Origin of the sequence: Cnuella takakiae, assembly GCF_001953305.1 — a bacterium.
In the GTDB taxonomy this organism is placed as follows: Bacteria; Bacteroidota; Bacteroidia; order Chitinophagales; family Chitinophagaceae; genus Flavisolibacter; species Flavisolibacter takakiae.
On the sequence record NZ_MTFE01000010.1, the window covers coordinates 500,523 to 522,491 of the forward strand.

Annotated in this window: 17 protein-coding genes; 9 read left to right on the plus strand and 8 right to left on the minus strand. The window is 49.7% G+C overall.

Annotation, left to right across the window (positions count from 1 at the left end; translation table 11 throughout):
* Window positions 1-117 precede the first annotated feature (117 nt).
* From BUE76_RS02565 to BUE76_RS02575, 3 genes are all read right to left on the minus strand, one after another.
* Window positions 118-1,503, minus strand: coding sequence for a glycoside hydrolase family 88/105 protein (locus BUE76_RS02565; protein ID WP_073046569.1), 1,386 nt, complete (start codon window positions 1,501-1,503; stop codon window positions 118-120).
* 436 nt (window positions 1,504-1,939) lie between these two features.
* Entirely contained in the window at window positions 1,940-2,671 is a 732-nt protein-coding gene (locus BUE76_RS02570) for a LytR/AlgR family response regulator transcription factor (RefSeq protein ID WP_073046566.1), read from the minus strand.
* A complete protein-coding gene (locus BUE76_RS02575) occupies window positions 2,656-3,738 on the minus strand; it encodes a sensor histidine kinase (protein ID WP_073046564.1) in 1,083 nt (360 codons plus the stop codon). Before BUE76_RS02575 ends, BUE76_RS02570 begins: the two co-directional genes overlap by 16 nt.
* A gap of 167 nt (window positions 3,739-3,905) precedes the next feature.
* On the opposite strand from BUE76_RS02575, the gene BUE76_RS02580 reads away from it, so the two are divergent.
* From BUE76_RS02580 to BUE76_RS02590, 3 genes are all read left to right on the plus strand, one after another.
* Window positions 3,906-6,290, plus strand: a complete 2,385-nt coding sequence (locus tag BUE76_RS02580) for a TonB-dependent receptor (protein WP_073046561.1) — start codon at window positions 3,906-3,908, stop codon at window positions 6,288-6,290.
* Between the two features lie 48 nt (window positions 6,291-6,338).
* A complete protein-coding gene (locus tag BUE76_RS02585; RefSeq protein WP_073046559.1) occupies window positions 6,339-6,764 on the plus strand; it encodes a hypothetical protein in 426 nt (141 codons plus the stop codon).
* A gap of 160 nt (window positions 6,765-6,924) precedes the next feature.
* Entirely contained in the window at window positions 6,925-7,893 is a 969-nt protein-coding gene (locus tag BUE76_RS02590; protein WP_073046557.1) for an ADP-ribosylglycohydrolase family protein, read from the plus strand.
* Between the two features lie 40 nt (window positions 7,894-7,933).
* On the opposite strand, the gene BUE76_RS02595 is transcribed toward BUE76_RS02590, so the two are convergent.
* Window positions 7,934-8,581, minus strand: a complete 648-nt coding sequence (locus tag BUE76_RS02595; protein ID WP_073046554.1) for a DsbA family protein — start codon at window positions 8,579-8,581, stop codon at window positions 7,934-7,936.
* 286 nt (window positions 8,582-8,867) lie between these two features.
* On the opposite strand from BUE76_RS02595, the gene BUE76_RS02600 reads away from it, so the two are divergent.
* From BUE76_RS02600 to BUE76_RS02610, 3 genes are all read left to right on the plus strand, one after another.
* A complete protein-coding gene (locus BUE76_RS02600) occupies window positions 8,868-9,452 on the plus strand; it encodes a YceI family protein (protein ID WP_073046551.1) in 585 nt (194 codons plus the stop codon).
* Window positions 9,453-9,597: 145 nt separating this feature from the next.
* A complete protein-coding gene (locus BUE76_RS02605) occupies window positions 9,598-10,938 on the plus strand; it encodes a hypothetical protein (RefSeq protein ID WP_073046548.1) in 1,341 nt (446 codons plus the stop codon).
* Between the two features lie 76 nt (window positions 10,939-11,014).
* Entirely contained in the window at window positions 11,015-11,611 is a 597-nt protein-coding gene (locus tag BUE76_RS02610) for a YceI family protein (RefSeq protein ID WP_143157425.1), read from the plus strand.
* Window positions 11,612-11,872: 261 nt separating this feature from the next.
* Here BUE76_RS02610 and polA read toward each other — a convergent pair whose 3' ends face one another.
* From polA to recA, 4 genes are all read right to left on the minus strand, one after another.
* A complete protein-coding gene (polA, locus tag BUE76_RS02615) occupies window positions 11,873-14,713 on the minus strand; it encodes a DNA polymerase I (protein WP_073046543.1) in 2,841 nt (946 codons plus the stop codon).
* 700 nt (window positions 14,714-15,413) lie between these two features.
* Window positions 15,414-17,444 carry an excinuclease ABC subunit UvrB gene (gene uvrB / locus BUE76_RS02620; RefSeq protein ID WP_073046540.1) on the minus strand — a complete coding sequence of 677 codons (2,031 nt, stop codon included), beginning with the start codon at window positions 17,442-17,444 and terminating at the stop codon, window positions 15,414-15,416.
* A gap of 92 nt (window positions 17,445-17,536) precedes the next feature.
* Window positions 17,537-17,989, minus strand: coding sequence for a methylglyoxal synthase (locus BUE76_RS02625; protein WP_073046537.1), 453 nt, complete (start codon window positions 17,987-17,989; stop codon window positions 17,537-17,539).
* Between the two features lie 295 nt (window positions 17,990-18,284).
* Window positions 18,285-19,286, minus strand: a complete 1,002-nt coding sequence (gene recA / locus BUE76_RS02630; protein WP_073046534.1) for a recombinase RecA — start codon at window positions 19,284-19,286, stop codon at window positions 18,285-18,287.
* A gap of 407 nt (window positions 19,287-19,693) precedes the next feature.
* On the opposite strand from recA, the gene BUE76_RS02635 reads away from it, so the two are divergent.
* The 3 genes from BUE76_RS02635 (at window position 19,694) to BUE76_RS02640 (ending at window position 21,949) form a co-directional block, all read left to right on the plus strand.
* A complete protein-coding gene (locus BUE76_RS02635) occupies window positions 19,694-20,167 on the plus strand; it encodes a DUF4920 domain-containing protein (protein WP_073046531.1) in 474 nt (157 codons plus the stop codon).
* An 86-nt stretch (window positions 20,168-20,253) separates the two neighbouring features.
* Window positions 20,254-20,424, plus strand: coding sequence for a hypothetical protein (locus BUE76_RS24405; protein WP_158069917.1), 171 nt, complete (start codon window positions 20,254-20,256; stop codon window positions 20,422-20,424).
* A gap of 238 nt (window positions 20,425-20,662) precedes the next feature.
* Window positions 20,663-21,949, plus strand: coding sequence for a hypothetical protein (locus tag BUE76_RS02640; RefSeq protein WP_073046528.1), 1,287 nt, complete (start codon window positions 20,663-20,665; stop codon window positions 21,947-21,949).
* The last annotated feature ends 20 nt before the right edge of the window (window positions 21,950-21,969 follow it).

Here is a 21,969-nt window from a genome sequence, read left to right on the forward strand (position 1 = left end):
TGGGCTAAAAGCCACGGCTTCAACACTTTGAGCCTGTGAAAAATAAAGCTGTGGCCTGCCTACACCTAACAGGTTTTCTACACTTAACAGGTTTTTAAAACCTGTTAAGTGTATAGACTATAACGCCGCTGTCTTCAACTGCAGGGAGCTGTCGTTGATTTCAAAATCAAATTGCTTGGTGAGGAGCAGCACTTCGGAGCCGGCGAGCAGCACGGGGCCATAGCCGTGGGCCGCAAACACGTTCACCGGGCGGTAATAGTAAAATGCAGGGTCGAAGCCCATGCCGGTACCCACGCAGGTGCCAGCCACTTGTCCTTTATCGGTAACCTTGGTGGCAACGGCATTCCAGGCTAGCAGGGCAACAGGTGCAAAGGCTTTTTTATCTACATAACCCCTGTTAATGGCCCGGGCAATGGCATAGGCATAAATAGCGGTAGCCGAAGTTTCGAGGTAGGTATCGTTGCGGTCGATCAGCTGGTGCCAGAAACCGGTACCGTCCTGGTAGGCAGCCAGTCCCTGGATATGTGCCTGCAGTTGTGCCAGCACGGGTTTGTATCCCGCATGGGTTTTGGGCAGCACTTCAAGCAGTTCTACCATGGTCATCGCGGCCCAGCCGTTGGCACGGGCCCAGTGAAACTGCGGGTGAAAAGCCATTTCCTGCACCCAGCCGTGCATGTACAATCCTTTTTCCTTGTTGAACATCCGCTGCGAAAACTGGAGCACCTGTTTTACCGCATCGTCAAAATATTTCTGGTCGCCGGTAAGGCTGCCCATCTGTGCCAGGGCGGGCACGCTCATAAAGAGGTCGTCGAGCCAGAGGGTGTTGGGCTGTGGCCTGTTGCGGGCCAGGGTGCCATCAGGCAGGCGGAATTCCTTGCTGCTGATATACCCAATGAAATTATCAATGAGGGGACGCAGGTTGGCTTTATTGCCCTCTTTCTGTGCTTTGATCATGGCTGCGCAAATGGCGCCTGCATCATCCAGGGCATGGGGCATCAGCACCGAGCGCACCGGAGCAGTTGCTTTTGGGTTTTGCTTCAGCACTTTTTTGAAATAAGGCGCCACATCGGCAATCAGCTGCAGGCGCTGGTGGGTATAATCGGCAAAGCGCTTGTCGCCGGTTGCAGCGGCAGCATTGAGCGCACCGGCATAGGTTACGCCCCACTCGTAAGAGGTAAGGCGGAAATCGCCGGGCGCAAAAATAGTTTCGGGTGTGAGTTGCTTCAGATCGGTGATGGGTGCTTTGGTTTTGCCATCCACTACCTGTGCAGGTGTTGCGGCTTCCAGGTAACGCAATACACGGTTCAGCACCTCGGTGATGCCCGCCTCGGTGGGTTTGCCATAAGGCGTGGGATAGTCGGGCTTCATCAGGTGCAAGGGCGTGGTTACATCGTTGGTTGCTTGCTGGGCAGTGGCGGGCAGCACGGTGCCGGAAAGACAAAGCGCCATCAGGGTGTTGCGCAGCCGGGGTGCACGGCCGCTAAAAGGAGCAGTGATATTCATACAGCGAAAATCGTTTTAATGGGGCAGGAAGTTGGGATAAATAAGGAAAACCAGCAACCTGTGCTGTCGGGTGGTGGGTTCTCACAGATGGCACAGATAGCACGGATAAATGTTTAGCGGAAAGATGCACGAAAATAAATTAAAGAATGGATCGTATACGTGTTGGAAGGAAAGTGCTCACAGATGACACAGATAGGTTTTTGGGAAAAGCTACAAGCTTTTAGCTGCAAGCTCCCGGTGAGTAACCAATACAACTGATTATATTTCTATTGAACACCATCCGTGCGATCCGTGCTATTTGTGAGCAAATCAAATAGGGCACACAGATGACGCAGATAAGTTTTTGAGGAGCAAATGGCCAACTATAAAATGCACGTGATTTAAAAAACACTTGAGTGCACCATTGCTATCATCTGTGCCATCTGTGAGCACCAACCTAATATATCAGCCTGCGCAGGGCATCGGTATAGCTGCGGCTGACTTTTACCGTTATCCCGTTTTGCAATACCACCTGCGGGCCGGTGGGTTCGCGGTGTATTTCCCTGATGGCATTGAGGGCAATGATGGCCGAGCGGTGTACCCGTTGAAACTGTTGCGGGTTGAGGCGGGTTTCCAGTTCGCTGATTCCTTTGGAGCTCAGGAAGCTTTGTTTGGCTGTATGGATCTTGGTATAGTCGCCTTCGGCTTCAAGCCAGTAGATTTCTACTACCGGCAGGGTGATCCATTTGTTGCCCTGTTCCACCAGGATGCGTTCGGGGTAGGTCTTGCCCTGCAGGCTTTCCGACAGGGCCATCAGGTTTTGCATCACAGAAGGTTCTTTTTGCAATGCCTTGCGCAAGGCCTGGTCAAAGCGTTCGCGAGTAAAGGGCTTGAGCAGGTAATCAACAGCATTGGCATTAAACGCATCCAGTGCATATTTATCGAAAGCTGTGGCAAAAATGATCTGCGGCAGGTGCTCTATTTCCTGCAACACTTCCAGCCCTGTTTTTCCCGGCATTTGTATGTCGAGGAACACCAGGTCGGGCTGCAACACGTTGATGATGCCAATGGCCTCAATACCGTTTTTACATTCGGCTACCACCTTCAGTTGCGGGTAGGCCTGCAGGTATTCCTTCAGCAGGCTGCGTGCGGGCACTTCATCGTCTACCAGTACTACTTTTTGTTCCATTCGGGGTGGGGTTGTAGGGGCAATGCAAACAAAACACGGAAACCCACCGGTTCGTTGGGCTGTACACTCAAAGGAGCGCCATATAATTTCTGGATCCGCTGCCGGGTATTTTCCAACCCGATGCCCTTGGTAAACAGCTGCCCGGGCTGGTAGCCATTGATGCCTTTGCCGGTGTCGGCCACTTCAAACTGTACGCTGCCTCCATCTTTTTGTACCCGCACACTAATGCTGCCACCTTCCAGGCTTTTGGCAATGCCATGTTTCACCGCGTTTTCCACCAGCGGCTGCAGCAGCATGGGCGGCACCGGATAATCGCTCAGGGTTTCGTCGAAATGATAGTACACGCTGAGGCGGTCACCAAAGCGCTGCTGCTCCAGCGCCAAAAAGTTGCGGATGAATTCCATCTCCTGCCCAAGGGTAATGAACTCCTTATCCGACACATTCATGGCAAAGCGGAACACATCGGCCAGCTGCGCAATGAGGGTGCGGGTATGCTCCTGTGCAGCAGGCACCGAAGCGGAAATAGAGTTGAGGGTGTTGAACAAAAAATGGGGTTGTATCTGTGCTTTGAGCGTAGACATTTCTGCGGCATGAGCCAGGCGCATCAAGGACTTTTCTTTCTCTTTCTGCCGCAGGATTTCGCACCAGTATTCGTAGGCATGAAACACACCAAACTGAAGCAGGTATACCAGTATGGGTATGTACACATCCCACCAGGAGCCTGAGGCATCGAGGTGGCCAATACCGATGGCTTCGGAAGTGGCGTAAAAGATGGTTTTCCAGGTAAACACATACAGCAAACACAGGGGTAGGTGCAACAGTATCCGGTTGCGCAGGTTCCAGTGCCTGAGGCGGCGAAAAAACAGCCACCATACCGGTGCGGTGAACAATATTTTAAACAAATAATTGATGCTGATACCAATAGCCTGGTTCTGCCCCGAGGTAAGCAGGATGGCGCACCAGTACAGGAAACCCAGGAAGGTATGCATACCCAGAAAGGCCACCAGTTCCCAGCGGCGGATGCCCCAGAACAAGGGTCGTTGCCAAAATGAAGTAGCAGGTTCCATTGCTTTAAAACTACTCTTTTCCAAATGCAATGGTATGCCTGTTGTCGACGAATGAACAATAAGAGCGATAAACTGCAGCTTGCTACTGAACGATGCTATTGCACGCCAGCCGATTACTGCTTGCCTTGGGCGGGCATGCCGGATAGGTTTGCAACAAATCCTTTTTCATGCGATGCTTTACATTTTTATGGTTGCTGCTGGCCACAACAGCTAAGGCGCAAACAATCCAGGGTTCAGTAAGGAATGAACAGGGCGAACCGCTTGTAAACGCTACCATCACAGCGTACCGCGACAGTGCTGTTTGGAAATACACCCTGAGCGACAACAAGGGTACTTTCCAGTTGGCTCAACCTGCTGCCGGAAAGCTGCGTTTGTATGTGAGCTATAAGGGCTATCAGGATTGGGACAGCATCCTCACCATGCCTGTTGCAATAGCTATACAGGTAAACATGCAGCGCATGGCACAATCGCTATCGGCGGTAACGGTAAATAGCAACAAACCCTTGATTGAAGTACAGCCCGATAAAACCGTGTTCAACGTAAGCGGGAGCATTGTGGGTAGTGGTGGCAGTGCACTGGAAGTGTTGCAAAAATCGCCGGGCGTGCTGGTAGATAAAGATGACAACATAACCATGAATGCAAAAAGCGGTGTACGCATTTATATCGATGGCCGTCCTTCGCCTCTTTCGGTGCAGGAAATAGCGGCACAACTGCGTACCATGCCAGCGGCAGATATCGATGCCATCGAAATCATTACCAATCCATCAGCACGGTATGAAGCGGCAGGCAACGCAGGCATCATCAATATCCGGTTAAAGAAGAATAAAAACTATGGCACAAACGGAAGCATCAATACCGGGTGGAACCTGGGTCTTTTTCCAAAATACAACAGCGGCGTCAGCCTGAACCACCGCAATAAAAAGATCAACCTTTTTAGCAATTACAGTTACAACAAAGGCCGCTATCAAAGCACCCTCAACCTGTTTCGTTATCAAAACGATTCCCTGTTCGATCAGCGTTCGCAAACCAACTCACGCAGCAAGTCACACAATATCAAAGCAGGTGCAGATTTTTTCATCAACAAGCAACAAACTTTAGGTGTGTTGGTAAATACCAACCTGAGTGATAACAGTGGCCGCACCCGTAGCCTTACACCTATTGCTGCGCAGGATGATAAACTGGTGGTGCAAACACTGGAAGCAATAACCCAATCGGAAAGACGGCGCACCAATATCAGCGCCAATATCAATTACCGTTTTGCCGATACTGCAGGCAGTGCGCTCACCGCAGATGCAGATTATGGTTACTACGATATGGAAGCAAGTGCCTTTACACCCAACTATTACCGCAACAATGCAGGTGCTATCCTTTACCAAACCACTTTCGGCAACCGCACACCGGTGCGTATTCGTTTCTACTCGTTGCAGGCATCCTGGGAGCAGAACTGGAAAGGCGGCAAGCTGAATGTGGGCTGGCGCAGTACCTGGGCAAGTACCAATAATACCTTCCATTTTTTCGACTATATCAACAATGCACCTGTATTGAGCGAAGAACGCAGTAACCGTTTCAACTACAACGAAAACATCAACGCAGCCTACCTGCAGTACAGCAAGCAAAAAGGTGCATGGAGCTACCAGGCAGGACTCAGGCTGGAGCATACCGCAAGCCTTGGTGAACTGATTGCATCACAATCAAACAAGGACCAGCGGGTACAACGCAATTATATCAACCTGTTTCCCACTAGTGGCATTACTTACCAGTTAAATAAAAACCACCAACTGGGATTGAGCCTTGGCCGCCGCATCGACCGGCCTTCTTACCAGGATCTGAATCCTTTTGAAAACAGGATCGATGAACTGACATATCAAAAAGGCAATCCTTTTTTGCGGCCGCAATTCACCAACAATATCGAGCTGAAGCACACGTACAAGTATAAGCTTTCCAGCAGCATCGGCTTTTCGGATGTACAGGATTTCTTTGCTGCCATTACCGATACCATCGAAGGGCGCCGCAACTTTATTACTACGCGCAACCTTGCCAGCCAGAAGATATGGAGTTTGAATACAGGTATGCCCTTCGCTATTGCCAAATGGTGGAACCTGTACTTTAATGCCGGTGTAAACCATAGCCGTTATCGTGCACAATTTGAGCCGGGTAAAGAAGTGCGCATCAATGCAACGGTTGCCAATATTTACCAGCAACACAGCTTTACATTCAGCAAAAAGTGGAGTGGTGAATTGAGCTGCTTTTATATGTCGCCATATGTGTGGGCGGGCAATTATGAATGCCGCAGTATGTGGAGCCTGGATGCGGGTGTGCAAACAAAATTGCTCCGGGATAAAGCCACACTGAAGCTGAGTATTAGCGATATCTTCAGGCGCATGCCCTGGGAGGGTACCAGCAGGCTGGGACAATTGCGCATTGATGCTTCGGGTGGATGGGAAAGCAGGCAGCTGCGGCTCAACTTTGCATACCGTTTTGGCAACAAGGAAGTAAAAGCAGCACGCCAGCGCAAGACTGGGCTGGATGATTTGAACAACAGGGTGCAATAAAATTATTTTCCATAACGAAACTTTTTTCACCATACTAAAACCTATATCATGCGCACTAAATTTTTTCTTTCAGGCATCATTGCAATGCTGCTTACTGCACCCTGCATGGCACAATCATCAACAAGCGTTGCTGCTGCAAAAGACAGCACTTCCGCAACCCAACAACTGGTACAATCGCTATTGGATACCTGGGTTATTGACCTTCGGCCATCACCTGATGCTGAGCCTTACCTGAAAGATTTTGTTTTGAAAGCTTTTGATGCGCAAACCCTTAAAGGATCGTTTTACGACACACCTTTTGCTAACGGCAGGATACATACTGCATGGGGCAAACTATACTTTGCATTTACCACGGCAGATGGCTCCGGCACTTATTTCCATAGTGGCTACTTGGAAAACGGTAAGCTGTCTGGTTTATCTTTTTCACCAAGCCGAGAGTTTGTGATGCCGTGGACGGGTGTGCGGAAGCAATAACCAAATTGATTGTTCCAGCAATCCTTTTTTGAAGAATCGGGACTTCGTAAATAGGGATTATAATATTAACATGGATTGCAATCTACTCCTATGGCCGGGCCAAACCTATAAGGTCTTGAAGACCTTATAGGTTTTTACCTTTACGGCCTAACTGCTTTTTATGAACCTGCAAACCGCAATCCGTTCCGCACTCTTTGGCCTTGCCGTTGGCGATGCGTTGGGCGTGCCTGTAGAATTCAGAAGCCGCGCCTCCATTGCTGCTAATCCTGTCGTGGATATGCGTGGGTATGGTACCCACAACCAGCCGCCCGGCACCTGGTCTGATGATAGTTCGCTTACCTTTTGCCTGGCCGAAGCCCTTTTAAATGGATACGACCTCCACCGAATAGCCGATGCATTTTCCCAATGGTATAGGGATGGTTTATGGACCCCGCACGGACAGGTGTTTGACATTGGCATCGCAACTGCCGATGCCCTTTACCAATACCAGCAAGGTTGCCCACCCTTGCTGGCAGGTGGCGCCGATGAACTTAGCAATGGCAACGGATCGCTGATGCGTATACTGCCCCTGTTGTTTTATACCCACAGCAAGCCAATTGAAGAACGCTTTGCCTTTACTGCGCAGGTATCATCCATTACGCACCGGCATATCCGTTCTATAGTTGGTTGCTTTTACTACCTAGAGTTTGCAAGGGGTATTTTGTATGGGCGCACTGCAAAAGACATCTATCAGCAATTACAAAATGACCTGCCAGCTTTCCTGTTGCAACAAGGTGTGGCCATTGATGAAATCAATCAATATCACCGGTTGCTGCAACAGGATATCACCCTGTTGCCTGGAGCTGAAATCCACAGCAGTGGCTACGTGGTGCACACTTTGGAAGCAAGCATCTGGTGTTTGCTTACTACGCGTAACTATAGCGAAGCCGTATTAAAAGCTGTGAACCTTGGCGAGGATACCGATACTACCGGTGCGATATGTGGTGGATTGGCAGGTTTGCTGTATGGGTTTGAACAGATACCAGGAGCATGGTTGCAGGTGCTGGCCAGAAAAAAAGATATCGAAGCATTGGCACGGAGCTTTGCCGCGGTTGTTTTTGAAACCTATAAGGTCTCAAAGACCTTATAGGTTTTTTGCAGATCTTTCATCTCTTGGAGAGATGGAAGATCTATGCTAATTCGGCAAGCACTTTATCTATTCTTGCAGCCATCGTTTCATAATCAACATAGCCACGGCCAAGCAGGTAAAACTTTGCATCGCTTACCTGCATCAGAACGGTAGGAAAGCCGCTTACCTGCAATTGCTTCACAAGTGCCATATCATAATACGCTTTCTCGCGGTACTCCTCGCTTTTCAACTTGTTGTAAAAATCTTCATCACCAATTTCATATTTAGGCAGCAGGTGCCGATATGCTTCATTATCGGTAAGGTCGCGGCCTTCGAAGTTGAGGGCATACTGCAGGTCGGAAGCGAATGCAACGGCACGGTCAGGATGCAATTCTTTGAGGATACTTAATGCAATAGCAGGCTTGGTAGAATCGGGAAACCAATCCGTTTCCTCCGGGTGATTGACATGCCACAGGAAGTCGGGGCCAAAGGTTACACCCGTCATTTCTTCTACCTGTTTGTAGGCACCCTGAATGTATTTGGCCATGGGGCCAAAATGCGTAGGCGCTTCGGGCAGGATCATGCTACCGGATAATACATCAAAAGCAATACGGTCTTTGTATTCAGCTTCCAGTTGCTTAATCACCGGGCTGAAACCATAGCACCAGCCGCAATAGGCATCGTAACAGTAGTATATCGTAGGCTTCATTGTTCTCTTTTTGAAATAAAGAATGCAAAGTTAACTCCAACGAGGTTTGACACAGAACCCGGAAAACTGCAGGCCATTTTCCCTTGCCGCCTCGCATTGCTGCCCTACCTGTTTTAAGTCATAAGTGGTTTTGCTTACTGCCTGCTTCAGGACGGATGCAAAGGGCGTAAAGGTCAGCAACCAGGCGCTTTAGAATGTGTTAACAATCAAAGCCGCAGTTGACACTCGTCACTACCCGCCCGCCAGGAAGGGGCGAACCTTGCAGTATCAATTTCAATTCACCAATATGAAACGCCTGATATCTACCCTAAGCCTTGGCCTGTTATTTTCGATAAGCCTACCCTTTGCGGCCAATGCACAAACTAAATTTATCGCTACTGCAGGCACCGTAGCCATCAATGGCACTTCTACCCTTCACGACTGGGAAATGTCTGCACAAAAGCCCGCTGTTGAAGCCGTATTTGTACAGGATGCTTCCGGTGCGCTATCCAGCCTGAACACGCTGTCGTTTACCCTGCCCGCCGAAGCCCTGAAGAGCGGCAAGGGTCCCATGGATAAAAACGCTTACAAGGCCCTTAAAACAGGCGCCAACCGCAATATCAGTTTTGTTGCCAGCCAAGCAAGCATAACACCCGCAGGAGCCAATGCCTACCTGGTGAAATGCACCGGCAAACTAACCATTGCAGGCACTACCCGCGAAACCGATCTGCAGGCTACCTGCAAACTGAACGCAGATAAAAGCCTGCAGGTTAGCGGCAGCAAAAAGCTGAAGATGACCGATTACAAAGTAGAGCCGCCCTCCTTTGCTTTTGGTACCGTTAATACTGGCGATGCCATCAATCTCATTTTCAACCTGACTCTTAAGAAATAACCATCGGCAATGGTGAATGGTCAATGGTGAATAGGCAATAATAGATGGTAACTCATAAATGGCCAATCACTAACACCCAATCACCAATCACTATTCACCATTCACCTTCTCCCCTCACAACTCTTTTCACTTTTACTCTTTTCTTATGAACACAAAACAAATGGCAAAGCTTGCCCTGAGTGTACTCTTATTAGGAAGTATGCAAGCTGCCAATGCCCAGCAAACCACAGAACGAGAAGCTTATGGCCGTCCCTCTTACTGGCGTCCGCACGATAAGACCGGCATCAATGTTTTTGAAACATCGAAGGCTGCCGATACGATCCCCTATACCGGTTTGAAGATCCGGTTTGGTGCGGGCTTCACCCAACAATTCCAAAACCTGAAGCACGAAACAAAAAGCGGGCAGGCCCTGTATGAAATGGGGGCCGGTTTCAACCTCGCCATGGCCAACCTGTATACCGATGTGCAACTGGCAGATGGCATCCGTCTCGACCTCACTACTTATCTCTCTACCCGGCACCACAATGAAACATGGGTGAAAGGCGGCTATATACAGTTCGACAAACTGCCGTTCAAAAGTGCGCTGTTCGACAAGATCATGCAGTACACCACCATCAAGATCGGTCATATGGAAGTGAACTACGGTGACCAGCACTTCCGCCGCACCGATGCCGGTAACGGCATCTACAATGCTTTTGGTGAAAACTATATCGTAGATGCTTTCTCTACCGAAATCGGTGGTGAAATCTATGTACAGAAAAATGGCTTGTTTGGTATGGTAGCCCTTACCAATGGAACCATCAATTCTTCTATTGCCAAACAAGCTAAAGATGGCACCGGCGACTCTACCAAGAACCCCGCGATATACTTCAAAGCCGGTGTTGATAAAAGCTTTGGCAAAGCCCGTGTACGGTTGAGCGGCTCTGCTTATGTAAACCAGAAATCGCCCCGTAGTGTACTGTATGCCGGCGACCGTGGCGGCTCGTGGTACTATGGTGTGATGGACCCCAAAGGCGCCGACCTGAAAGCCAATTTTACCTCAGGCCGCTTCACTCCCGACTTCACCAGGAATGTTCGTGCCGTGATGCTGAATGGTTTCTTCAAGTATGCAGGCTTTGAAGCTTTTGGCACTTATGAAACTGCAAAAGGCAACAAGGCTGTTGCTGCCGATGCTACCAAGGGTATTGTTGCCGACCTGAACAAGCGTACCATGAACCAAACAGCTATTGAAGGCATCTACCGCTTTGGTGCTAAAGAAAATGTGTTTGCAGGTGTGCGCTACAATGCTGTAAATGCCGAACTGCCTGGCTACACCAACAAAGTAAACATCGACCGCACTTCATTTGCCGCAGGCTGGTTCCTTACCAACAATGTGCTGCTGAAAGGTGAGTACGTGGTGCAGAACTACAAGAACTTCAAAGCTGCCGATATCCGCAATGGTGGCAAGTTCAATGGTTATGTAGTAGAAGCGGTTGTAGGTTTCTAAGCTGCTATGTTAATAGTGATTAGTGCCAGGGCAGTTTGTGCTGTCCTGGCTTTTTTTCAAGCCATCAATTAAGGTTATGAATACGCTATGGATGCCCTGCCTTTTGGCTTTTTTGCTCATGGCATTTACCCTGCCAGCAGAACCCTCCCGATGGGTAGTGCAAAGAGGCAGTACCGTTGCGGTAAAAGGCAAAACAAATATCAACAGTTATGGCTGTGGCATCAGTAGCTTCGAAGGATGCGATACCATCAGCATGACGCCGCATCCGGCATCGCCGCAAAGCATGCTGCTAAATGGCTGCATCTACCTGGATGTTGCCCGCTTTGATTGTATCAACCGGATGATGACTGCAGAACTGCGCAAAACCTTACAGGCAGATAAACATCCAAAGCTGAAAATAAAATTTATCACTTTAGGTAAAATTGCTGTTGGCACAAACCGTAAGGAAGAAGATTGCGGTATCGTGGAAATGGAAATTGCAGGTGTAAAAAGAAGGTATCCTATTCAATACTGCTATACCATTGGCAGCGATGCCAACACTATTGTGATTGCCGGGCAAAAGACCTTATGCTTTTCAGACTTTTCGCTTATTCCTCCCCGCAAGCTTAATGGTATGGTACAGGCGAAAGACGAGTTGGAGGTGCAGTTTCACTTGGTGATGCGAAAAATATAATACCCCCTGTCCCCCTAAAGGGGGAACTTAGGCCGAAATGGCTGCCGGGGTTGCAACATGTTTTTAGCATAACGATTTTATGATGGAAACACGGATGTAACGGATAGAATGGATATCCGTTTTAATCCGTTTGATCCGTGTTCCTATCTTAATCATAATAACTACGAACTTCTACAAACTACAAAGCCACTCAGCGCAGAGTGGCTTTGTAGTTTGTAGGGCTATTTGACCTAAGTTCCCCCTTCAGGGGGACAGGGGGTATTAATGCGCCTCCAACCAATTTTTCCCTTCACCCACTTCCGCCAGCACCGGTATGCCGTTGGGCAGTTCCATGGCTGATTGCATGGCTTGCAGGATCACGGGTTTCACAGTTTCCAGTTCATCTTTCACCACATCAAACACCAATTCATCGTGCACCTGCAGCACCATGCGGCTTTTAAAATTATGTTGCTTGAAAGCTTTGTGTACGTTCACCATCGCCAGCTTAATCATATCGGCGGCGGTGCCCTGTATGGGTGAGTTGATGGCGTTGCGTTCGGCAAAACCACGTACGGTGAAGTTGGCCGAATTGATATCACGCAACCAGCGTTTGCGGCCCATCACGGTTTGTACATAACCATGCTTTTTTGCAAAAGAGATCATATCGTCCATGTACCTGGTTACACCGGCAAATTCTTTCTTGTAGTTGTCGATGATCTCCTTGGCTTCGGCACGGCTGATGCGCAGGTTTTCGGCCAAGCCAAAAGCACCCTGGCCGTACACGATACCAAAGTTCACACTCTTGGCTTTGTAGCGCATTTCCTTGGTCACTTCTTCTTCGGGCACATTGTACACTTTCGAAGCCGTGGCCGTGTGTACATCCTTGCCGCTGCGGAAAGCTTCGCACATGGCAGGATCGCCGGAAAGGGCGGCAACAATACGCAGTTCAATCTGCGAGTAGTCGGCAGATACAAGGATATGCGCTTCATCACGCGGAATAAAAGCTTTGCGGATCTCGCGACCACGTTCGGTGCGGATGGGAATATTCTGCAGGTTGGGGTTGTTGCTCGACAGGCGGCCAGTTACAGCCACCGCCTGTGCAAAGGTGGTATGTACCCTGCCTGTTTTGGGATTAATCAGTTGCGGCAGCGAATCCACGTAGGTGGAACGCAGCTTGGTGTACTCGCGGTAAGCCAGAATATCGTCTACGATCTTGTGTTCTGCTGCCAGTTTACCCAGCACATCTTCGCCGGTAGCATACTGGCCGGTCTTGGTCTTCTTGGCTTTGGGATCGAGCTTGAGGTGTTCAAACAAAATCTCTCCCAGTTGCTTGGGCGATCCCAGGTTGAACCTTACACCGGCAGCTTCGTACACGGCCTCTTCGTGGCGGTGCGCATCTTCTTCAAGCAGTTTGGAGTAGTCGTTCAAAAACTGCTCGTCGATTTTCACACCTTCAAATTCCATATCCACCAGCACCGGCGCCAAGGGGTTTTCTACTTCATCAAATACCCTTTGTACATCCAGCTCTTTCAGCTGCGGAGCAAATACATTTTTGAGTTGCAGGGTAACATCAGCATCTTCGGCGGCGTAGTCTTTTACCAGGGCCACATCCACGTCGCGCATGGTCAGTTGGCCCTTGCCTTTTTTACCAATCAACTCGGTGATGGAAACAGGTTTGTAGTTGAGGTATTTCTCTGCCAGCAGGTCCATATTGCGCTTGCCTTCGGGGTCGATTAGGTAGTGCGCGAGCATGGTATCAAACTTCTTCCCTACCAGTTCCACATCATACCATTTCAGCACCAGCATGTCGTACTTCAGGTTCTGCCCGATCCAGATTTTATCCGGGTTGGCAAACAAGGGCCTGAAGCGTTCCAGCACCTGCATGGCTTCGGCCCTGGATGCAGGCACCGGAACATAATAGCCAGTTCCGGCCTCTACGGAAAAGGATAGGCCTACCAGTTCGGCGATGTTGGCATCGATGGCGGTTGTTTCCGTATCAAAAGAGATTTCAGTAGTCTTATTCAGCACGTCCATCAGTGCGGCAAACTCGCCTTCACTTTCTACCAGCTCGTAGTTGTGCGGCACGTCGGCAATGGTTTGCACGGGACCATCCCAGCTGCGGTCGGCCTCCCCCCCGCCCCCTCCGGTGGAGGGGGAGTTGGACTCAGATGATTCGTTGTTGCCTGTGTCAAACAGGGAAGGCTGGGAACCAGATTTCTGCTCCTTTCCTGTTGGGGTGGGTGTCAGTTCTTCACCCAGTAAGCGTTTGCCTACCGTGCGGAACTCCAGTTCAATGAGTATTTCTTTTAAAGCTTCCTTGTTCCATTCTTTCAGGCGGAAGTCTTCTTCGTGAAATTCAACAGGTACATCCGTAATGATGGTAGCCAGCTTTTTCGACATGATGGCACTGTCTCGGCCGGCGCGGATCTTTTCACCCATGGCGCCTTTGATGGTGTCGGCAGCGGCCAGGATATTTTCTACGGAACCGTATTCGGCAATCAGCTTGGCGGCGGTCTTCTGCCCCACACCGGGAATACCGGGAATATTGTCCACGGCATCACCCATCAGCCCCAGCATATCAATCACCTGGTCCACATTTTCAATGCCCCATTTACCACACACTTCTTCGGGGCCCATGATCTCCACATCGCCGCCCTGGTAGCCGGGTTTGTAGATCTTTACTTTATCGCTCACCAGCTGTCCATAGTCTTTGTCGGGCGTAACCATGTATACTTCATAGCCTAAGGCTGCTGCCTGCTTGCTCAAGGTGCCAATTACATCGTCGGCCTCAAAACCTTCGCTGTCGATCATTGGTATGTTGAGGGCGGCAAGGATGCGGCGTATATCAGGCAGGGATGCCTTGATGTCTTCGGGTGCTTCCTGCCGGTTGGCTTTATACTCCGCAAAATCGGAAGTGCGCCCTACAGGTTCGCCGCCTTCAAAGCACACGGCCATATGCGTGGGCTTCTGGTTGTTGATCAACTCGATGATGGTATTGGTAAAGCCAAATTGCGCGTTGGTATTCTTTCCTTTTGAAGTGATGCGCGGGCTGCGGATCAGGGCATAATAAGCCCGGAACACAAGGGCCATGGCATCAAGCAGGAACAGCTTTTTTTCTTCCATATCGCCAAAGGTAGGAACCGCTGATTGCTATAATTGAAAATGATTTTTGTGATTAGGTTGATGCGGTTCCGGCTGGTTGGAGCATGGAGCAAGTAAGTTAATAGAGCGTCGCTACAAAATTTCAGGACCAGGCTGTTACAAGTGTCTAAACAGGAAAACAATACTGTTGATACTTATGAAACTAATAAAAGAGGTACTAGCCCAGGCATCCTAAAAATCAAAACCCCGATGATGTATCGGGGCTTTGCCTGGTATCGCGTAGTTGGGTAAAAAGGGGCTTGGTTGGGTATGTGTCGTCTTGAGTGAAGCACCGGCTACTGATTATGGCAGTAGTTTAAGAGCAACTGAAAAACAAAAGCACTTTCAAATTTCCTCGGCTGGAAACAGGACAAAAATAAGTGTAAACGCCTATAATTTCCTAATCATTACCCCGGTAAGTTTTAAAAATTATTGACCAGCTTGTTATCAGGGTTTTATTTATGGAAAAGAATTGCAATTTGACGGTTTCAGCTAAACCCTGACGAATTATGCAGGGCTGTGTGCAAGTAATTTCACTTATTGCTTGCCGAAATATTGAATCCTCTCAAGAGCTTTTCCAGACTGTGCTCAAGTTAGCCCTATATGCTATTGCGCTTCCTATTAAAACATATAGGTAAGCAAAACGGGGCCGCCTAGGCCCCGTTTTATATGCTTTGAAAGATCATGCTTTCATGCCTTCCAGTTTTTTCTGCAAACCAAACATTTCATCGCGTAGCCTGGCAGCTTCCATGAAGTCAAGGTCGCGGGCAGCCTTTTCCATATCCTTTTTGGTTTTGGAAATGGCCTTTTCTATCTGCGGAATGGTAGTGTAAGCATCGCCGTCCTCAGCAGCCTTGGTGATCACTTCTTCCACCGCGTAGGGCGAATCGGGATCGTAACCCTTAATATCCAGCACTGAGGTTTGGGCCATGATCTGCTCCTTGCTCTTGGTTACTGTTTTGGGGGTGATGCCATGCTCCAGGTTATGCGCCATTTGCTTTTCGCGGCGCCGGGTGGTTTCGTCAATGGTGCGCTGCATGCTCTCCGTCATGTTATCAGCGTAAAAGATCACCAGGCCGTCTACGTTCCGGGCAGCTCGGCCGGCCGTCTGCGTCAGCGACCGTTCGTTGCGGAGGAAGCCTTCTTTGTCGGCATCCAAAATGGCTACCAACGAAACCTCGGGGAGGTCGAGGCCTTCCCGCAAGAGGTTGACACCCACCAGTACGTCAATCACCCCGAGGCGCAGGTCGCGCAAAATTTCTATACGCTCCAAAGTGTCCACATCGCTGTGGATGTACTTGGATTTGATATCGATCTTTTTCAGGTATTTATCCATCTCCTCGGCCATGCGCTTGGTAAGCGTGGTTACCAGTACGCGGTCGCCCTTTTTCACCCGCTTGTCAATTTCATCCAGCAGGTCGTCGATCTGGTTCACGCTGGGACGAATTTCAATGGGCGGCTCCAGCAGGCCCGTGGGGCGCACTACCTGCTCTACCACCACGCCACCGCTTTGATCCAGTTCGTAGTCGCCGGGGGTGGCGCTTACATACACCACCTGGTTCATCAGGTTTTCAAACTCGTGGAAGTTTAAAGGGCGGTTATCCAGTGCCGATGGCAGGCGGAAACCATAGTCCACCAGGTTCATCTTGCGGCTGCGGTCGCCACCATACATACCGCTTACCTGCGGGATGGTCTGGTGGCTTTCGTCGATCATACACACAAAATCCTTGGGGAAATAATCCAGCAAACAGAAAGGCCGGGTACCCGGTTTGCGGCGGTCGAAGAAACGCGAGTAGTTTTCAATACCATTACAAAAACCCAGTTCACGAATCATCTCCAGGTCGTACTCTACCCGCTCTTTGAGGCGTTGCGCTTCAATGAATTTGCCCACGCTTTTAAAGTATTCTACCTGGGCGGTCATCTCGTCCTGTATTTCGTACATCACCTGCTGCATCATGTCCTTGGGTGCCACGTACAGGTTGGCAGGGAAGATGGCGGCATTATCCAGCTTGCCGATGCGTTTGCCGCTGGGCAACTCGATGGTTTCGATGGAATCTATTTCATCGCCAAAGAAAGTGATGCGGTAACCAAAGTCCACATAAGGCAGGTTGATGTCCACCGTGTCACCTTTTACCCGAAACGTGCCCCGGTTGAACTCGATGGTGGTACGGGTGTAGAGCGAATTCACCAGGTCGTGCAAAAAGCCCTGACGGGAAATCTGCTGGCCCTTGTCAATCCGGATGATCCCGCTTTCATAATCGGTAGGATTACCCATACCGTAAATACAGCTTACCGATGCTACCACGATGATGTCGCGGCGACCTGAAAGCAGGGAAGTTGTTGCCCGCAAACGCAGCTTGTCCAGTTCCTCGTTGATGTTGAGGTCTTTTTCGATATAGGTATCCGTTACCGGTAGATAAGCTTCCGGTTGGTAATAATCGTAGTAGGATACAAAGTACTCTACCGCATTTTCGGGGAAAAACTGCTTGAACTCGCCATAGAGCTGGGCCACCAGGGTTTTGTTGTGCGTCAGAATAAGGGTAGGCTTTTGCACATTCTGGATCACATTGGCCATGGTAAAGGTCTTACCCGAACCGGTTACCCCCAGCAGCACCTGGTGCCGCTCACCGCCCAGTATGCCTTCCGTAAGTTGCTGGATGGCAAAGGGCTGGTCGCCGGCGGGCTTGTAAGGCGATTGTATTTTGAAAGGCATATAAAGTTTATTGTTTGTGGTTTTTGGTTTTTGGTTGAAGGCTTACGGTTGGCGTACCAACCATAAACCAAAAACGATAAACAAAAAACCGCTTATAATTGCCGTGTCAGGTAGGTACTATAATCAGGCGTACTGATCACATAATCGTCCTGCATGAGCGGCGAGGTTAAGATGAAATCGGCGGAGGTACGGTTGCAGGCCATCAGGATGTTCCAGGCTACAGCCAAGCGGAGCAGGGCTTTTACGTCGCTGTCGTGGGGCTGCGCTTCCATAGGGTCCCAAAAAAATACGATCAGGTCAATATTGCCTTCGGCAATCAGGGAGCCGATTTGCTGGTCGCCGCCAAGTGGGCCGCTGAACAGCTTTTTTACCGGCAACTGCAGTTTTTCTTCCAACATCTTACCGGTGGTACCAGTGGCTATCAAATCGTGGCCAGCCAGTGCTTCGCGGTTGTGCACTGCCCAGTCGGCCAAGTCTTTTTTCTTGTGGTCGTGGGCAACCAGTGCGATGCGCTTTTTGGTCCGGATTGTTCTTATATCTGACATGGTTTGGTTTTGGGGTGAAATTAACCAATCCGGCGCTATCTGCCGGAGCTGGGCAGCAGGCTTTAAATGGCAGACTTAATTGATTTTTCTAAAATTTAAAATCCTAGAGGATAACATTTTACACATATGGCAAAATTTTTGAATGGCATTAACTATCTAAACATTTGAAAAGACTAACGAAAAACCAACACACCTGCCCTTAAAACTGATTATTCCTACTATGAAGAACCATTTACCCTATTGACACTAAAAAAGGCCTGCGTCCACAGGCCTTTTTTCTTTTAGTATCGTCAGCTTACGCGTTTTGTGCTTCTTTGAGCTTTTCGCGGATCTTGCCTTCAATTTCGTTAGCCAGTTCCGTATTGTCTTTCAACAATTGCTTCACTGCTTCACGGCCCTGACCCAGTTTGTCGGTATTGTAGCTAAACCAGCTACCGCTTTTGTTTACAATACCCATTTCCACACCGATGTCCAGGATTTCCCCAATCTTGCTCACGCCTTCACCAAAGATGATGTCGAACTCGGCAGTGCGGAAAGGAGGCGCCACTTTATTCTTCACCACTTTCACTTTTACACGGTTACCCACAGCTTCTTCGCCATCCTTGATCTGGGTCATCCGGCGGATGTCCAAACGTACGGAAGCATAAAACTTCAGGGCGTTACCACCGGTAGTGGTTTCGGGGTTACCGAACATCACACCGATCTTTTCACGCAGCTGGTTGATGAAGATGCAAATGGTGTTGGTCTTGCTGATGGTGGCGGTGAGCTTACGCAGGGCCTGCGACATCAGTCGGGCCTGCAAACCCATTTTGGAATCACCCATCTCGCCTTCCAGTTCGCCTTTGGGTACCAGGGCCGCAACGGAGTCGATTACAACCACGTCGAGGGCGCCGGAAAGAATCAGGCGGTCAGCGATTTCAAGGGCCTGTTCGCCATAATCGGGCTGGGAGATCAGCAGGTTGTCGATGTCCACACCCAGTTTTTGTGCATAGGCGCTGTCAAATGCGTGTTCGGCATCGATGATGGCGCACATGCCGCCCTTCTTCTGCGCTTCGGCAATAACGTGTGTTGACAAGGTGGTTTTACCCGAGCTTTCCGGGCCGTAGATCTCGATCACACGGCCGCGGGGCAAACCGCCGATACCGAGGGCTGCATCCAAACCAATAGAGCCGGTGCTTACCACCTCCTGGATTGTTTCAGCTCGCTCGTTCATCATCATTACGCTACCCTTACCAAAGTCTTTGTCGATCTTGTCCATGGTAAGCTTGAGCGCTTTCAGTTTTTCGCTATTAGACATGTTGTTGTTTTGAAAAAGTAAGTAAGAAGGACAACTCTAAAATACTGTTTTTTGCCCCTTCCGGTTGTTTTTTATTAGGGTGTAAAGCTAATGATTTTAGCAAAGAAAAGGGCTTTTTCTTGCTTTTTTTCCGATTAAAAATAGGTTAAAGACGGGCCTGTTCCCAGGCAGTAAATACTTCCTGCATGCAAAAAATTAAAGCCTTTAAACAATTGATTTTCAATAATTGTTCAGTTAGCCTATTGGCTGACGCTAGTTTCCAAAACCAATCCGTAAAGGGTTTTTATTTCCAAACACCACCTCCAAAATTGGAGGAATTGGGAAGCTGCAAAAAATAGTCTTAGCAAAACCCTTATTCAAAAAGCCTGTAGCTTAGCAAAGCATTAAACCCTGACAAAAAAACGATTATGAAAAAGCTGATCACCGCTGCCTGCCTGCTGTTTGCACTGCACGCCGGCGCACAGGAAAAAGATATAACCCCCGCCGCTAAAGGTGTGGTATATGGTGCACCCATTGCTGCCGGCGCCAAAGCCATCAGCACCGACGAACTGGCTCAGAAAGCCGCCACTGCCGAATACGCCGGCCAGGTTACCGGTAAGGTTTCCGAAGTGTGCCAGGCCATGGGCTGCTGGTTCAAGTTGCAAAAAAGCGATGGCACCAGCGTGATGGTGAAAAACAAAGACCATGGATTTTTCCTGCCCCAAAGCCTGGTGGGTAAAACCGTTGCCGTGGAAGGCACTGCCAAGGTAAAAGAGGTGAGTGAGGCCCAGCGCCGCCATCTTGCCGAGGATGCAGGCAAATCGAAAGCCGAGATCGAAAAGATCAAGGGCGCCGAAAAAGAAGTGCAGCTGATTGCCGCAGGCGTTAAAGTGCTCGACTAAGTGCTTAATACACACGATATATTTTGCAAAGCCGGTATTTCAGATACCGGCTTTTTTTATGGCACAAAACTTTCACCTCTTTGTATATGCGAAACCTGGTCTTCATCCTCTGTATTGCAGCACTGTCCTGCAATACCAGCAGCACCGAAAAACAAAGGGAAGTTGATTCGGCCAAGGTAGATGGTACCCGCCTGCTCGACACGCTGCCTGCCACCGACTCGTTGCCACCTGGCGTCACCAACCCGCAACCAGATTAGTGGAAGGCAGTCATTTTGTTATAGAATTATGAAAGAAGCAAAACATTATGGTTTCAGCCATGCGGCTTTTGTAACTTAAATACTGCTAACCGGAGGCAACACCACATTACGTCATTGCTTAACTGCAAGCCTTGCCGCCAGCGGCAAAAAGCGGCAGTTCATAAGTCCCCCGGTATTTGCAGGCAGCAGCTAATTTATAACCGCTGCCTTTTGTTGAGGCCAACCTAAATGGAGGTATATGCAAAAAGTTTATCGCTTATTGCGCAACAACCGGGAAACGGGTCCCTACAGCCTGGAAGAATTGTTACAGCAAAACCTTAAGCCTGCCGACCTGGTATGGGTGGAGGGAAAGAGCGGCAGCTGGGCTTACCCCTACGAAATAGAAGCACTAAGGGCTTTTGTGGCAGCGCCGCAAGTGCAGAGTCCCGCTGCGCCCGATTCAACCCCGGCAAGACAGCCCGGAAGGCCGCAAGAAACGGCCCGGCACATTTTTGTGCGCCTTCCCGAAGGCACCAAAAAAGCAGCTGCAACAAAACCTGCCGATCCGCTGGAAGAAAGAGCAGAAGCCCTCCGCCAACGTGTGGCAGCACAGGCTGCAAGCCATCCCGATACCGAAGAACCGCTTCAAACCCGGTATAATCGCAGCATCGACGATGTGGAAGAAGAGTACACACACTGGTACTATAAACAAAAGACAAAACCAAGGAAAAACAGGCAGCGCCTGCTTACCGCAACGGTATTGGGTGCAGCCCTCCTCACGGGCGGTTATTTTACCAGCCAGATGCTTTTGAAAAGCAATACTGCCAGTGCTGTTCAAAAAGAAGAACACAGTTCGGAAGAAACCGCCAAAGCGGCCATCCTGCCTGCGGTATCTACCGGGCCGGTGACCGATACAATGGTGAATACGCCCACCGATTCGGTGCAGCTATTGCGGCAGGATAGTCCCGCCCAGGTAAGAAAAGATTTGTTGGCTAATAAACCCCTTGTGCAAAAGCCACTGGCCGAAACACCCGCACCGGCACCAGCCGAAACTACCGCTGTTGCCGCTCCGGTAATAGCAGCAGCAGAGCCGGAAACTAAGCAGGAAGAAGCGCCGGCACCTGTAGCCGAGAAAAAACGTGGCGGCTTTTTGGGATTGTTCCGCAAAAAAGAAAAACAACCTGAAACTCCTACTAACGCGGAATCCACAAGTGCCCGCAAAGCCAAAAAACGCGATGCAGCCGCACAGGATGCCATCCCGCTTGCCGAACGTATAGAACTGCGTTCTGACGCCACCCGCGAAAGCTGGATGCTGGGGGTGATGGGGCAGAAATTAACCCTGGTAAACCACAACCCACAACCGGTAGGTAGCGCATCGGTAGAAGTAAGCTACTATGGCGAAGACAAAACCCTGCTGGAAAAGAAAACCATCCGTATTGCCAATATCGCCGCCAAAGGCCAGGCAACGGCAGTGCTCCCCGATAACCGGGTGGCCGAAAGGGTAAGCCTCAAAATACTCAGTGCGGAGGCTCCTGTAGAAAAGTAAGCCACAGGCCTGTTTGCAGT